Below are 14,132 nucleotides of genomic sequence, written 5' to 3' on the forward strand. Positions count from 1 at the left end.
ATCTGGCGGCTATGATATACCAATTGCGCTCCGATGGGTATATACCGATTGCTGAGCTATGCCACGACGCTGAGGTTGTAAAAAGTGTCCGTTTTCGCAGGCGCATAGCTCAATTAAGTTAAGCCGTCAGTATGATTTCCCGTTGCTTTGGAACCGCGGTAAGCTCAAATTGTGCCACCGCCTGCGCCAGCATTTGTGCTGCGCTCGTTGGCTCAACAGTTGATTGGCCTAAAAAAGTCAGGGCCGCATTAAGACTCGCTTGCGGATGCTGCTTATCGATGGCTTGTGCATGGTTCTGTTTTGACAGTTTAAATCCCGGCGTTAAACAGGCGAGTGGTAAATGCAGCCACTGTGGCGCAGTTAATCCTAAGCTTTGATATAGGCTTAATTGGCGGCAACTGGCTTCAATCAAATCGCAACCACGTACCACTTCGCTGATGCCTTGGTGGGCGTCATCCAGTACCACGGCAAGTTGATAGGCATAGAGGCCATCACTGCGTTTGATAATAAAATCTTCAGTGGCGAAGTCATGATCTACAACCACTTTCCCCATCAGATTATCGGTAAACTCTGCAACTTGAGCGCGATTAACCAGTCGAATCGCACCAGACTGATGCGGCGTTGCTAATTGATGGCAGCGGCCATCGTAAATTCCACCCATGGCTTGAATTTGTTTGCGGCTGCATTGGCAGAAGTAGGCATCGTCTTGGGCGAGCAATTGATCTAATTTGGCTTGATAGGCGTCCGTGCGCGCACTTTGATACAGCACGGTATCGTCCCACTCGAAACCATAAGCTTCTAAAGTGCGCAAAATATCATCGGCGGCACCTTTTACTTCCCTTGGTGGATCAATATCTTCAATGCGTATTAACCACTTACCACCCAATGAGCGCGCCCGCAGATAACTGCCAAGGGCGGCGACTAGCGAGCCAAAATGCAATGCCCCCGAAGGCGAAGGTGCAAAACGGCCAACGTAAGGACCTTGTGGTGAAATAGCAGTGGTTAAGGTCGCCATCATAGAATTTGACATGGGTGACAAGTTAAAGTGGCTGTATTTTAGAGGGATGTTCAGAAAAAGCGAAGTATTACAGGGAGGATAAACCAGAGCGAATAAACAAGTAGGCGGGGAAATCCCCGCCTGAGATGGCCGATTAACCCGCCATTTGCTTCTCTTTGATCTCTGCAAGCGTTTTACAGTCGATACATTGATCAGCTGTTGGACGCGCTTCGAGACGGCGAATGCCGATTTCGATACCGCAAGAATCGCAGAAGCCAAAATCGTCTTCTTCGATTTTTTGTAGGGTCTTTTCGATCTTCTTGATCAGTTTACGTTCTCTGTCGCGCGCACGTAATTCGAGACTGAACTCTTCTTCCTGTGCTGCACGGTCTACAGGATCGGGAAAGTTTGCTGCTTCATCCTGCATGTGACTCAGAGTACGGTCGACCTCTTCACGCAACTGATTGCGCCAAGCTTCAAGAATTGTCTTGAAGTGACCCAGTTGCTTAGCGTTCATATACTCCTCACCGGGTTTTTCCTGGTAGGGACTTACACCTGCGATAGCGAGTACGCCAAGTTTTTTGGTGCCTTCAGGCATAACGCATCTCCTGTCATCATTTGCGTTTGTAGGGCGTCCTTAAGAACGGCCGCTATCTATATCAGAATCTTTACAACGAGGCAAATTTTTCATTTCACCTTGGCAGAAATTTTTGACTGCCTTCGCTAATTGAAATGAAAAAGCATTTTACTGAATCTTAACATCATACTCGGACTGGACACGATTGGGCTAGATGTATCTCACTAGGGGATATTTCACAGCGATACGCTAGTACTTCTACTCCTGATAAAACAGATTTTTTCAATAAGTTAGCGTATTCAGGGTCGATGTGTGCTGCGGGAGCCACACTCATAATGTCAGTATGTTGCACCACAAATAACAATACCGCTCTATGCCCAAGGCTAGCCATATGCATTAATTCTCGCAGGTGTTTTTGGCCGCGAAGACTCACTGCATCGGGGAAATAACCTTGGCCATTTTCCTGCAAAGTACAACTTTTGACTTCTATATAGCAGGCGGTTTTTTGAGCGCACTCTAGCAAGATATCAATACGGCTATTTTCATCTCCATACTTCACTTCGCGGCGTAAACTGTCGTAGCCTGTCAGTTCGGTGATGATGCCTTTATTAAGCGCTTCCTCGACCAGGGCGTTGGCATTGCCTGAGTGAATGCCAATCAGCGCACCTGTTGGGGTCGTCATTAATTCCCACGTGTGGGCATACTTACGTTTAGTATTGCTGGACGTTGAGAACCACAGGGTTTCACCCGGGAACAGGCAGTTACGCATTGAGCCTGTATTCGGACAGTGGACGGTGATTTCACTGCCGTCTTCGAGTTGAACATCGGCGAGAAAACGCTTGTAACGTTTGAGTAATTTTCCCGGTTTCAGTGCTGGAGTAAAGTGCATGCTATCCCTGTATCTGGGTGATTCTGGCGCCCAAGACTAACAAATTTCGCAAATGTTTACATATTTTACCTGAGTAACTTAGGTTGATGGCTTTTAGTCCCTAGCCGCTGGCAGTAAACTGCCGCCAACTGATGTATGTGCAAGAACAAATCAAAATAAGGATCCCTCATGAGTGAATTGAAAGTAACTGAAGTGATGAGCGTTGCGTTAACCAAAGATACCCCCGCAGCCCATTGGGGTAAGGCCGATGTGACTTTTGCGGCAGAAGGCGCCTTAGTGCATCTGAGCGGTGGAGATGAGTTGCGTCAAATCCAAATGGCGGCACGTAAATTACGCAATCAAGGGATCAGCAATGTGGCCTTGTCAGGCTCACTTTGGGATCTAAATAGCCAATGGGTGTTTGCCCAGGGCTTCGCCACCGCAAAACCAGGTTACAAGATCCAATGGTGCGGCGATGCTGAGGTGCAAGCCGAATTACAGCGTCGCATTGAAGTGGCGACATTTGCCCGTCAACTGATCAATGAGACTCCTGAGAATCTCTCACCAGTGAAACTGGCGCAACAAGCGGCAAAATGGTTAGCCGATATAGGTGGCGCTAAGGTGAGCTACCGTATCATTGAAGGCGAAGCATTATTAGCAGAGCAATGGATTGGCATCCATGCGGTAGGTCGCGGCAGTGAGCGTCCACCTGCGATGTTAGAGCTTGATTTTAATCCTCTTGCGGCCGATGCCCCCGTGTCTGTCGCTTTAGTCGGTAAAGGCATTACCTTCGACTCTGGCGGTTACAGCATTAAAGCCTCAGAGGGGATGTTGGGGATGAAATGTGATATGGGCGGCGCCGCCACTGTGACCGCAGCTTTAGGTTTAGCGATCAAATCGGGCCTAAACAAGCGCGTTAAACTCTTCTTATGCTGCGCAGAAAACCTGATCAGCGGCCGCGCTTACAAACTGGGCGATATCCTCACCTATAAAAATGGTGTCACAGTCGAAGTGGTAAACACCGATGCTGAAGGTCGTTTGGTATTGGCCGATGGTCTACAAGCTGCCTCTGCCACGGGAGCACCTTTTATTATCGATGCAGCAACCTTAACCGGCGCTGCTGTCATGGCGGTTGGCTCTAACTACAACGCCATTTTCTCGCCACAGGTTGACGTATTACAGTTAGCTCAGCAAAAGGCGTCGACTGTGGCCGAGCGTGTATGGCCATTGCCATTGGATCCTTGGCACAAAGAAATGTGCCCATCGTCCTATGCTGACACGGCAAACAGCCGCCCAGTGAAAGGCGGTGGTGCCGGCGGCGCCTCGAATGCGGCAGGTTTCCTATGGCGTTTTGTTTCACCAGAAGCAAAATGGTTACATGTGGATTTAGCGGCAGCTTTTGAAGACTCGGCTTCTGCACTATGGGGCGCGGGTGCGACCACCCACGGTGTACTGACTATTAGTGAGTTAATTAAAGGCTAAGCCTAGCTCTGAACTTAGCGCGAAAACTAAATAAGATAAGCTAGCACAACTTCATTAAGATTCTGCTGCAAGATAAAAACCGCCTGCGGGCGGTTTTTTATTGGGTGAAATACTAAATCGATAGTTTACTTGGTGTTTCTGCGGCGTCGTGGCATGTTATGTCTGAGCATTTTTATTCAGGAAATATGATGATTATTATACGAAAAGCGACTAAAGCGGATGCTCAAGCCTGTTGGGATATTCGCAATGCAGCCATTAATAAAGGCTGCGCCGGATTTTATGATGCGGGCGATCTGATTATTTGGACCGAAGGCGAATTGACCGAGCAATTTAGTCGTATCGTCGATGCGCATTTTTATGTGGCAGAGCAATCCAACAATGTGCCGCCACTTAAGAGAGTGATCGGTATGGTCATGCTGGATGAACCCTATGCTCAGGTTGAAGCGTTATTTGTGTCCCCCGACGCTATGGGGCTAGGTGTTGGCAAATCTCTGCTGCAATTTATTGAAACAAAAGCCTTTAACTTAGGCATCGCCCAATTGCGATTAGAGTCTACCCTCAATGCCGTAGGGTTTTATCGCCACTGCGGATTCGGCGGTGAAGGCTTAGAGGAAGACTCCATCTATTGCTCACCCCGCGGCATCGCCTTGGAGTGTATGGTGATGTATAAAAATCTAGGGCGGCCTTTGGCCTGCTAGGGCGCAGCATAAAGGCTGCTGCTAGAGTCTAGGGCGTTGCTTCGCAACGGCTAGAGTGCTTCGCTGTTAGAACTTAGAACTTAGAACTTAGAATCTATTTTGTTGAACGTTACTGGCATAACCAAGGGAATCAACAGATCAAGCATGGATGTGGAATTAACTGCTAAGACTTAACGCTGGATGGGGTTGCTGGCATACCCAAGGGAATCAACAGATCAAGATGGGGGAATTAACACCCAAGAGTATGCCAACTATCGTTCTTTCGCCTGAAATCCCGATGGCAATAAGATTAACTTCTATGGCTTAAATCAAGCTTAATCTATTGCTCAAAAAGGCTTTATTTCATTATTCGTTAGCCAAAAATAGACCTATATTAGTTGGCTTGAGGACTATTGAGCTGTTGGCGTTTTTCCATCAAATCCTTAATCAGCGGTGTGAGTATAAGCTCCATCGCTAAGGACATTTTGCCGCCGGGTACAACTAGGGTATTGACCCGCGACATAAAGGATCCTTGGATCATGCTTAAATAATAGGGGAAGTCGACATTGTTGATGCCGCGAAAACGGATCACCACAAAGCTTTCATCAAGGCTTGGAATATCCTTGGCGCTGAAGGGGTTAGAGGTATCTACCGTCGGCACCCGTTGGAAGTTGATATGGGTGCGCGAAAATTGCGGCGTCATGTGTTTAATGTAATCGTCCATACTGCGGACAATCGAGCCCATGACTTTTTCGCGGCTATGGCCACGCTCCGAGGTGTCACGAATGATCTTTTGGATCCACTCTAAGTTTACGATGGGCACCATGCCGATCAGTAAATCGACATGCTGGGCTACATTGGCATCGCCTGTGACTACGCCGCCATGTAAGCCTTCGTAATAAAGCATATCGGTATTTTCAGGTAGTGGCCGCCATTGGGTGAAGGTGCCGGGCATTTGGTTAAAGGGCACGGCCTCGTCGAAGGTGTGTAAATAGCTGCGGGTTTCACCTTGGCCGGTGGCGCCATAATCGCGAAAGCATTGTTCTAGACGGGCAAAATTATTGGCCTCGGGGCCAAAATAGCTCAGATTGCGATTTTCTGCTTGGGATTTACGGATCATCACTTCCATCTCTGCGCGGGTATAGTGATGAAAACTATCCCCTTCGACAAAGGCGGCATTGATCCCGAGTTGGCGAAAAATATGACTAAAGGCGGTTGTCGTTGTTGTGGTTCCTGCGCCGGATGAGCCTGTAACTGCAATAATAGGATGTTTTGCTGACATTTTATCTACCTAGGAACCAATAGAGCCGCTCAGTTGAAGCGATAAATCGAATAAGCTATTTATACGGCACAGGGATACTGATGGTCAATCTTGCCGTTTGGCTACTTGGTCAGCGTGACGAATGGCAAAGGACTCCTCCTCCTCACTGTATTCTAAGACGAGTTTTCCTTGTTTAAGTGCTTGTTGGCATTGCACTATTGCGCCTGATAGTTCTTGCTCATCGAGGCTAGTAAAACTACCATCCTCCACTTGCCCTAACAGATATTCGCGGATCAAATTGGCTAAGGTCTCTTTGGGGAGTTGTAGCAAAGCATCATAGGGAATAAGCATTCGGGTTCCTTAAGGTGCCGATGACGCGTCATTGGCGAGTAAAAAGTCTAAAATGCGCCGCTCTAGATAATAGCGTGGCTTCCACGGTGTACCGCCTTCGATAAAACCGACATGGCCACCATGGGCATGGAGTTCGTATTCTACATGCTCAGAAATCTGGCTTGGATGGGGGATGACCTCATCCGTCATAAAGGGATCGTCCAAAGCGTGCAGTATCAGTGTGGGTTTGGTGATGCGATTAACATAAGGTAAGCCGCTAGCACGAGTATAGTAATCTTCTACGCCTAAAAATCCATGTAGCGGCGCAGTAACTTTATCGTCAAAGTCATAAAAGGTATTGAGATTGGCAACTTGCTTTGGGGTCAATGACATAGTGCCTGCCAAATCTGGGGCGGTGAGCTTTTGATTGACCTTATGTTGTAACTGTTTGACCAAATGGCTTTGGTAAACCGTTGAGAAACCATGCTCTAAACGCTTAGCGCACGCTGATAATTGCAATGGGGCTGACACCACTACGGCGCGCGTTAACAGACTTTGGTCTTGATATTCGCCTTGGTATTTTGTCAATACATTGCCACCTAAGCTGTAACCTACGGCCAATAACGGTGATTGCGGATAGGTTTGTTGCAGCAGGCTTAAGCTAAACTGCAGGTCATCTGTGTCACCACTGTGATAACTGCGGGCGAGGCGATTGGCTTCTCCCGAGCAGCTCCGGTGGTGGTGAACTACCGCAGCCAGCCCCTGCGTTTTGCAGGCTTGCAGTATACGTCTGGCATAGTGCGACTGTGCGCTGCCTTCTAATCCATGGATGATGACCACAATCGGTTTACCGACTTTTGGGGGGGCTTGCCAATCTAAATCGATAAAATCGCCGTCGGGCAGCTCTAGTCGTTGCCGTTCAAGCACAGGTTTGGCCACTTTAGTGAATACGGGCAAAATCGTTTGTACATGGGGACTTTTGGCCCACCAAGGCGGTGTAAAAGCGTTCGGCATGGGATCTTATCTTGATATCAACTATTGCTGAAAATTAAAACGTGTGTTTAATTTAGACTCGCAGTCATTGTAGCACAGTAATTTAACACTAAACGTCTTGGGGAGACATTGATGAACAGACGAACCTTTTTATTAGGCGCGTTTGCCGGTACCGCGGCGATAGCCTTGGGGGTTAATCTCTATTCTCCCGAATTTAGTCTGCCCGATGAAGGTGAGGGTAAAGACTACCGTTTATTATTCAGTGTGCTATTGCCAGTGATGCTTGATGGGGCCTTGCCCGATGTGGCAACTCACAAGGCTGCGGCACAAAATCGTACCTTAGATGCCATTAAACAATCGATTGCAGTATTGCCCGATGAACAGCAGGCCGAGTTATTTGAGCTACTCGATATGCTGGAAAATCGCCTCGGTTTACTGCTCCTCACCTCGAGTATGACGCCGCTGCTAATGCGTTCTCCCGCCGAACTGACCCAAATGCTGGAGAGTTGGCGCCACAGCTATTTTACTTTGTTGCAAACGGCTTACTTAGGGTTACGAGAGTTAGTCATGGCAAGTTATTACGCCTGTCCTGAGCATTGGAGTCGACTCCATTATGCCAAGCCTGAATTATTCAAATAGGCAAAATTTCTAATAATAACAATTACGTGAAAATGGAGCGTTCCAATTGGCAATCGTAGATCCCATAGTGACAGGCTTAAATGCCGGTTGGCTGCACACTGATGCGAGTCAGCTACAAGCAAATCAACAATTTGAAGCCGATGTAGTGATTGTGGGCACGGGCGCCGGCGGCGGTGTGGCGGCGGAGATCCTCACCCAAGCTGGACTCAGTGTGATCATGATTGAAGCGGGGCCGCTTAAATCCTCCAGCGATTTTAATATGGAAGAGCGAGTCGCTTATCCGAATTTGTACCAACAGGCTGCGGCGATGAAAACCGCTGATAAAGCGATCGGTATCTTCCAAGGCCGAGCCGTGGGTGGCTCGACGACCATCAATTGGACCACCTCGATTCGTACGCCAAAGGAAGCATTAGCCTTTTGGGCGCAGCATAAATCCGTTGCAGGACTCGACCCTGAAGCCTTAGCGCCTTGGTTTGATCAAATGGAGCAACGGCTCAATATTCATGAATGGAATTATGAACCTAACCGTAATAACGGCGCGCTCAAGCAAGGGTGTATCAACCTAGGTTGGGATTACACTGTGATAAAGCGCAATGTTGCAGGTTGCTGGAATACTGGCTATTGCGGCATGGGCTGCCCTGTGAATGCCAAACAGTCGATGTTAGTGACTACCATTCCGAGCGCGTTAGAAAAGGGCGCGCAGCTTATCAGCCGCGCCAAAGTCGTTAAGATAGAACATCATAATGGCCAAGTTTTTGCTCTTAAGGCGCAAGCGTTAGATGTGAATTTAAGGCCGACAGCGGTCGAACTGCTCTTTAAAGCTAAACACTATATTTTAAGTGCGGGCGCGATCCATACGCCGACGCTAATGATGCGCTCCGAGGTGCCCGATCCCCATCAGCTGTTGGGTAAGCGCACCTTTTTACACCCCACAGTGCTGTCTGGCGGGGTATTTGCCGATACTATTAACGCCCATAGCGGCGCACCTCAGTCTATCTATTCGGATGAATTTGTGTGGAAAAATGGTGCTGATGGCGAGCTAGGTTATAAGCTGGAGGTGCCGCCAGTTCATCCTATATTAATCGCCTCTAAGACCATAGGTTACGGCGTGAGCCATGCCGAATTGATGGCGCAGTTTAATCAGTTGCAGGTGACGATCGCCTTGATTCGCGACGGTTATCATCCCGACAGTCAAGGCGGGCAAGTGCATTTAACCCCAACCGGCTTTAGTTTAGATTATCCATTAACCGACGCCTTTTGGCGGGCAGTGCGGCGAGCCTATGCCAGTATGGCTGAATTGCAATTTTCGGCGGGCGCTTTAAAAGTACTGCCTATTAGTGATGGTATGCCTTATCTGTCCTCATGGAAGGAGGCGAAAGAGAGCATAGCGCAAATGGACTTAGCGCCACTAAAGACTGTGGTGGCCTCGGCACATGTGATGGGCGGCTGTCCACTCGGCGAAGATGAAAAGCTTTCTATGGTCAATAGTTATGGTCAATCACATTATCTTAATAATCTGTCGGTGATGGACGGTTCTATCTTCCCGACCAGCTTAGGTGCAAACCCACAGTTGTCGATTTACGGCATCACGGCACGTAATGCGACGGCACTGGCACAAAAGCTCAAAGATGGCCGAGAGCCACAATAGTTTGGAGTTTGTATGCAACCCATAGAGTTCTTGGAAGGCGGCTGTTTATGCGGAGCGATTCGTTATCGGATTGAGGGTAACCCCTTCGATGCGGATTATTGTCACTGCCGCATGTGCCAAAAAAGTATTGGGGCAGCCTTTGGTGCTTGGATGGATTTTAACGTGTCGCAGGTGACATGGCTTAAGGGCAACGTCACTGAGTTTGCCTCATCAGATTTTGTAAGACGTGGTTTTTGTGCTCAATGTGGCTGCTCGCTTACCTACAGGCACACTGAGTATCCCGATTATTTGACCCTAACGATCGCCAGCTTCGATGATCCGAACTTAGTACAACCTAATTACCATATTTATACTGAGCAGCAGTTGAGCTGGCTCAAGATTGAGGATAACTGCCAACGTTATCCCCAAGCGCGCACCAAGTGATATATACCCAAACAGCCTGAATCTCGTATCTCCAGATTGGTTGGGTATAGGTTAAGGTGCAATAAGACTTAAGCTGTTGACATCTGCAGCCGACAGGCCACATAGGGTGAGGTAGCTGACTAAATTGGTTTGATTACCCTTTGGGGATAAGCCATTCACGGTATTTAAAATGGTGCGCTGCGCCTTGCGTTCCATCATCAACTCAACATCCAGCATCTGCTGATACTCGGCTTCATTAAGGCTGGCTTTAGCGAGACGACGCAGACGGCGGTAGGGTGTGAGAAACTTTTCATCCCATTCCCATACGGCACGCACCAATCGTTGCCATTGCTCGGTTGAATATTCCCGCGGACCCGCCACATCGCTGGTGAGATCTAAATACTGCGCCAGCAATAATAGATTGACATTCACCTGACAATTATCTTGTAGCTCAAGGCAAAGCTGTTTGTTTTGCCCATAGCTCATATCACACCAATGCCAAATTTGGCAGTCTAGCGGGGTTACATTCGACATACGGCTTCCTTGTATGTTAGGCGACAGCTGGCCGATTATTGGCCCATTAACTCAAGTTCCATGGTATCAATTTCTTCTTGCAACTCAAGCCATTGCATTTCACTTTCTTCTAGCGTCTGTGTCAAGCTGGTGCGTTCACTGAGCACTGAGGTGAGTTTAGCTTTATTGTCTTGATCATATAACTCACCATCGGCCAGTAAATGTTCTAACTCGGCGAGACGCTCACTGAGTTTTTGTTGATCAATTTCTAATTTGGCTTGCTTACGTTTAAGGGGGGACACTTTTTGGCGTAGCTCAGCCTCTAAGCGCTTTTGCTGCTTCTTATCGACAGCGGGTTTTGTGTCATCGCTGTTGGCCGCTTGGTTGGCACTGGCAGCCTTAGCGGCATCGAGTAACCATTGGTGGTAATCGTCAAGATCACCATCGAAGGCTTGTACTTCACCTTGATCAACCAAATAGTAGTCGCTACAGGTTAAGCGCAATAAATGGCGGTCGTGCGATACAATCACCATGGCACCTTCAAAGGTTTGCAATGCCATGGTTAAAGCATGGCGCATCTCTAAATCTAAATGGTTGGTTGGTTCGTCAAGTAGCAACAGATTGGGCCGTTGCCATACCAATAATGCCAACACTAAACGGGCTTTTTCGCCACCCGAGAAGGGGCGCACTGGCGAGAGTGCCATATCGCCATTAAAGCCAAAACCGCCGAGGAAGTTACGCAATTCCTGCTCGCGGGCATTGGGCGCAAGGCGCACTAAATGTTGCAGCGGCGTATCGTCTAAGCGTAAAAATTCGATTTGGTGCTGGGCAAAGTAACCGATATTCAGGCCGGGATTGGGCTCATACAATCCGGTCATCGGTGATAACTGGCCCGATAACAGCTTGATTAGGGTTGATTTACCCGCACCGTTACGGCCGAGCAACCCAATGCGCGCACCGGGCACTAAGTTTAAATGCACTTTGCTGAGGATTTGCTTATCGCCATAGCCAACGGCCACTTGCTCCATCTTAATCAGCGGATTGGGCAGGGCTTCTGGTGGGCGAAACTCCATATAAAACGGGCTATCGGCTTGGGATGGCAATAGCTCAGTCATCCGCTCCAGCGCCTTTAAGCGGCTCTGTGCTTGCTTGGCTTTACTGGCCTTGTAGCGGAAGCGGTCAACAAAAGACTGCATATGCGCCCGTTCTTTTTGTTGGCGTTCAAAGGCGACCTGTTGTTGCGCCATACGTTCAGCGCGGATGCGCTCAAAGGCACTGTAGTTGCCTTTGTAGAAGTTGAGTTTTTGATTTTCGACATGGACGATTTCATCAACGATTTCATCGATAAAATCCCTATCGTGGCTGATTAAAATCAGTGTGCCTTGATAGGACTTAATCCAACCTTCGAGCCAGTACATGGTATCTAAGTCTAAGTGGTTGGTTGGTTCGTCAAGCAGCAGTAAGTCCGAGCGGCACAGCAGTGCTTGGGCTAAGTTGAGGCGCATCCGCCAACCGCCCGAAAAGCTTTTCACGGGGTTATTTTGCTCGGCTTCGCTAAAGCCTAAACCTGCAAGCAGGGCTCCGGCGCGGGCGCGAATAGCATAACCGCCAATGGCATCGATTTTACCGTGCAAGGTGGCAATGGCATGGCCATCATTATGTTCCTGTGCAATGTGCAGATCAGCCTCAAGCTGGCGATATTCTTTATCGCCATCAAGTACATATTCAAGTGCAGACATATCGAGCGCAGGGGTTTCCTGGGCGACGCTGGCAATCTGCCAACCTGAAGGCATACTAAACTCGCCTTTATCTAAGCTCAGGTGACCCATAATTAATGCCAGCAGTGAGGATTTACCCGTGCCGTTGGCGCCCACTAGGCCGACCTTATGGCCGGGATAGATGGTCAGAGAGGCTTCGTCGAGCAGGGTTTTGCTACCACGGATTAATTGTGCTTGGTTGATGCTGATCATTAACTACAACTTGGTCATATCATGAATGAGTAAGGGTTGTGATGATAACGTACAAGCTCATGGCAAACCACAACTTAGGCCGAGTTGCTGCGTATTTCTTCGACTTTTTATGGCCTAGTGCGATAGCGCTCTACCGCGTGGTCAGGGTGTATGGCAGCACAAGTTTATTCAAGGACTGGCAATAGCTGGGCAGTATGGCAAAATAGCGCCACATTTTCGCCTTAACGCCGATGATTCGCTTATCGCTGGGCGCGTAGCCATTTATAGGTTTGTATCATGACCACTAAAATAAAAAAACGCTTTGTTGCTGGCGCAAAATGCCCTAAGTGCGGCGCGAAAGACAGCATTTTGCTGTTTAAAGAAAACGGTATCGAAACCGTAGAATGTACTGACTGTGATTATCGTGAGCAGCAAACCGATATCAAAGTCACCGAAAAAGCCACGGGCGCTGTCATTGGGGTGTTTAAACCCGACTAGGCTCATCTTTATGAAGCGCCAAACACGTGCTGGCAAAGTATGTAAGAGATTTTATTAACCGCTGCCAATGGCCCTCGCATCGTTGTGGGGCTGATATAACTGTATTCTGTCGTCCTATTTTAGGGGCGTACACCCTTATCGATTTCAGTATTACTGGAGACAAAACTCATGACAAACGTGAATGTGGATGTCACGCCGTTAACGACTAAGCCATCACAAGATGGTTTTTATATGCCCGCCGAATGGGCTGCGCAGCAAGCTGTGTGGATGATTTGGCCCTATCGTCCTGATAACTGGCGCGCAGCTGGTGCGTATGCTCAGGCGACTTTCGCTAAGGTGGTCGATGCGATTGGCGCGGCAACGCCAGTGTATATGGGTGTTCCTAAAGCTTTTTTAGCCAAAGCCAAAACGGTAATGCCATCCCACGTTACCTTGGTTGAAATGGACAGTAACGATTGCTGGGCTCGCGATACAGGGCCAACTGTGGTCGTTAATGCCGAGGGCGAATGCCGCGGTGTTGACTGGGGCTTTAATGCTTGGGGCGGCCATAACGGTGGTTTGTACTTCCCATGGGATAAGGACGAGCAAGTCGCGCAGCAAATGCTTGCACAACATGGCTTTGCCCGTTATCGCGCGCCGCTGATCCTCGAAGGTGGCTCCATCCATGTCGATGGTGAAGGCACCTGTATGACGAGTGCCGAATGTTTACTCAACGCCAACCGTAACCCTGAACTGACAAAGGAACAGATTGAAGGCTTACTGCGTGACTATTTGAATGTTAAGCAGTTTATCTGGTTACAAGATGGCGTGTATATGGATGAGACTGATGGCCATATCGATAATATGTGCTGTTTTGCCCGTCCTGGTGAAGTCATTCTGCACTGGACTGATGATGAATCGGATCCACAATATCCACGTTCAAAAGCTGCGCTCGAAGTGCTGCAAAATACCGTGGATGCACAAGGTCGTAAGTTAAAAATCCATCTGTTGCCACAACCAGGGCCGCTGTATTGCAGCGAAGAAGAATCAAAAGGTGTAACTGAGGGCACTGGTGTGCCACGCACGGCAGGTGAGCGTTTAGCGGGTTCCTATGTGAACTTTTTAATCACCAATCATCGCATCGTATTCCCGCTGCTTGACCCAGCAACCGATGATATCGCCGCTCAAAAGCTGCAGGAAATTTTCCCTGAGCATGAGATTGTGGGTGTGCCAGCCCGTGAGATTTTATTAGGTGGCGGCAATATCCATTGTATTACTCAGCAAATCCCTGCTGGAAAGTAACCCAAGGAGAACAGCAT

At 48.6% G+C, this 14,132-nt stretch carries 15 protein-coding genes; 7 read left to right on the forward strand and 8 right to left on the reverse strand.

Going from position 1 to position 14,132, the window contains the following annotated elements; translation table 11 throughout:
* Positions 1–118: 118 nt before the first annotated feature.
* The 3 genes from gluQRS to sfsA form a co-directional block, all read right to left on the reverse strand.
* Positions 119–1,015: a tRNA glutamyl-Q(34) synthetase GluQRS gene (gene gluQRS / locus SO_RS04100; protein ID WP_164925826.1), complete on the reverse strand. Its 897-nt coding sequence runs from the start codon at positions 1,013–1,015 to the stop codon at positions 119–121.
* 136 nt (positions 1,016–1,151) lie between these two features.
* Positions 1,152–1,595, reverse strand: coding sequence for an RNA polymerase-binding protein DksA (gene dksA, locus SO_RS04105; protein ID WP_007644947.1), 444 nt, complete (start codon positions 1,593–1,595; stop codon positions 1,152–1,154).
* Positions 1,596–1,758: 163 nt separating this feature from the next.
* Positions 1,759–2,463, reverse strand: coding sequence for a DNA/RNA nuclease SfsA (sfsA, locus tag SO_RS04110; protein ID WP_011071164.1), 705 nt, complete (start codon positions 2,461–2,463; stop codon positions 1,759–1,761).
* A gap of 168 nt (positions 2,464–2,631) precedes the next feature.
* On the opposite strand from sfsA, the gene pepB reads away from it, so the two are divergent.
* Complete coding sequence (gene pepB / locus SO_RS04115; RefSeq protein ID WP_011071165.1) at positions 2,632–3,924, forward strand: aminopeptidase PepB; 1,293 nt, start codon at positions 2,632–2,634, stop codon at positions 3,922–3,924.
* Between the two features lie 188 nt (positions 3,925–4,112).
* Positions 4,113–4,622: a GNAT family N-acetyltransferase gene (locus SO_RS04120; protein ID WP_164925827.1), complete on the forward strand. Its 510-nt coding sequence runs from the start codon at positions 4,113–4,115 to the stop codon at positions 4,620–4,622.
* Between the two features lie 373 nt (positions 4,623–4,995).
* On the opposite strand, the gene SO_RS04125 is transcribed toward SO_RS04120, so the two are convergent.
* The 3 genes from SO_RS04125 to SO_RS04135 form a co-directional block, all read right to left on the reverse strand.
* A complete protein-coding gene (locus tag SO_RS04125; RefSeq protein ID WP_011071167.1) occupies positions 4,996–5,883 on the reverse strand; it encodes a phosphoribulokinase in 888 nt (295 codons plus the stop codon).
* A gap of 84 nt (positions 5,884–5,967) precedes the next feature.
* A complete protein-coding gene (locus SO_RS04130; protein ID WP_011071168.1) occupies positions 5,968–6,213 on the reverse strand; it encodes a YheU family protein in 246 nt (81 codons plus the stop codon).
* A gap of 9 nt (positions 6,214–6,222) precedes the next feature.
* Entirely contained in the window at positions 6,223–7,206 is a 984-nt protein-coding gene (locus tag SO_RS04135; RefSeq protein ID WP_011071169.1) for a hydrolase, read from the reverse strand.
* 111 nt (positions 7,207–7,317) lie between these two features.
* Between SO_RS04135 and SO_RS04140 the strand changes: the two genes are divergently transcribed.
* From SO_RS04140 to SO_RS04150, 3 genes are read left to right on the forward strand one after another with little or no spacing between them, the layout of a single operon-like run.
* A complete protein-coding gene (locus tag SO_RS04140) occupies positions 7,318–7,824 on the forward strand; it encodes a TAT leader-containing periplasmic protein (RefSeq protein WP_011071170.1) in 507 nt (168 codons plus the stop codon).
* Between the two features lie 46 nt (positions 7,825–7,870).
* Entirely contained in the window at positions 7,871–9,472 is a 1,602-nt protein-coding gene (locus tag SO_RS04145) for a GMC family oxidoreductase (RefSeq protein ID WP_011071171.1), read from the forward strand.
* A gap of 12 nt (positions 9,473–9,484) precedes the next feature.
* Positions 9,485–9,895: a GFA family protein gene (locus SO_RS04150; RefSeq protein ID WP_011071172.1), complete on the forward strand. Its 411-nt coding sequence runs from the start codon at positions 9,485–9,487 to the stop codon at positions 9,893–9,895.
* 51 nt (positions 9,896–9,946) lie between these two features.
* Here the strand turns inward: SO_RS04150 and SO_RS04155 are convergent, their stop codons facing one another.
* Positions 9,947–10,408, reverse strand: a complete 462-nt coding sequence (locus tag SO_RS04155) for a DUF2390 domain-containing protein (RefSeq protein ID WP_011071173.1) — start codon at positions 10,406–10,408, stop codon at positions 9,947–9,949.
* 35 nt (positions 10,409–10,443) lie between these two features.
* A complete protein-coding gene (locus SO_RS04160; protein ID WP_011071174.1) occupies positions 10,444–12,357 on the reverse strand; it encodes an ABC transporter ATP-binding protein in 1,914 nt (637 codons plus the stop codon).
* A 276-nt stretch (positions 12,358–12,633) separates the two neighbouring features.
* Here SO_RS04160 and SO_RS04165 point away from each other — a divergent pair, with 276 nt between their 5' ends.
* Together SO_RS04165 and aguA are read left to right on the forward strand one after the other, a co-directional pair.
* Complete coding sequence (locus SO_RS04165) at positions 12,634–12,834, forward strand: YheV family putative zinc ribbon protein (protein WP_011071175.1); 201 nt, start codon at positions 12,634–12,636, stop codon at positions 12,832–12,834.
* A 168-nt stretch (positions 12,835–13,002) separates the two neighbouring features.
* Entirely contained in the window at positions 13,003–14,115 is a 1,113-nt protein-coding gene (gene aguA, locus SO_RS04170) for an agmatine deiminase (protein WP_011071176.1), read from the forward strand.
* Positions 14,116–14,132: the final 17 nt, after the last annotated feature.

Origin of the sequence: Shewanella oneidensis MR-1 (assembly GCF_000146165.2) — a bacterium.
Classification (GTDB): domain Bacteria; phylum Pseudomonadota; class Gammaproteobacteria; order Enterobacterales; family Shewanellaceae; genus Shewanella; species Shewanella oneidensis.